The sequence below is a fragment of the Vibrio sp. Vb1574 genome, assembly GCF_033338675.1.
The window spans coordinates 1-1,022 of sequence record NZ_JAWOTC010000486.1 but is presented as its reverse complement, the minus strand read 5'-3'; the positions used below and the strand labels follow the sequence as shown (position 1 = coordinate 1,022).

The window sequence follows — 1,022 nt, the reverse complement described above, 5'->3', positions numbered from 1 at the left end:
TGAAGTCTGAGTTTCTAAGTCATAAAGATAAACACATCGCCGTTGTAGGTGGTGGTGTAGCCGGTGCCACAGCCGCCATTCATTTTGCAGAGTTGGGATTCAAAGTCTCTGTTATTGAAAAGGGCGTCTCGTTAGTCAACGGCCCACCAATTTGTCACCTTCATGCGGGCGGTAATTTGTATCGTGAAATTTCTGAACAACAATGTTTGGATTTGCTTACGCAATCTATAGATACGATCAGACTGTATCCTCACTCACTGAATATTCGTCCTACCATTATTGCCGTACCTCACTCTGATGGGGGTGACCCATTCGCGCTGCTGCCTCGCTTAGAGGTGATTAAAAGTGCTTGCCAGGGGTTAGTCGACAAAGACGAACACAACAAAGTACTTGGCGAGCCTGAAGAGTATTTCAAACTGTATTCGAAAGAAGAATTGCAGGAACTGGCAAAACAAAACCAACCAGAACATCCATCCACATTTGATGAATGGAGCATTCCTTTTGCTCAGCACGCTGATTTAGAACAATTAAAATATCCGGTCGTTGCCGTTCAGGAGTATGGTTGGAGCGTGTTCCGTTTAGCGGCTATTGCTAACTTAACCTTAGCAAAACTGGCGAATTCAAACGTGATTACTCAAGCGACACTGAATCAGGTAGATTGGCTTGGTGATCATTGGCAATTGACTTACGAACACAACGGCGTCAATTGTTTGCTTACTTGTGATTACTTAGTCAACGCATGTGGTTTCGAGACGGGAACTATTGATAACGCAGTTGGCGCTAAGCGTGACCGTTTAGTTGAATTCAAAGCCGCTTACGTGACCAAATGGAACGAATGTAACCAGCAATGGCCAGAAGTCATGTTCCACGGCCCCCGTGGCACAGATAAAGGAATGGCGCAGTTAACGCCTTATGGAGATGGCTATTTCCAGCTGCACGGCATGACGAAAGAGATCACGTTGTTTGAAGATGGCTTAGTTGAAAGCACGGCACTCTCTGCTCAACCTGAGCTACCTGTACCG

The 1,022-nt window shown here is 45.8% G+C and carries 1 protein-coding gene; it reads left to right on the top strand.

Going from position 1 to position 1,022, the window contains the following annotated elements; translation table 11 throughout:
* A partial coding sequence (locus R7O12_RS27055) for an FAD-dependent oxidoreductase (RefSeq protein WP_318127141.1) occupies positions 1-1,022 on the top strand: 1,022 nt, incomplete at both ends.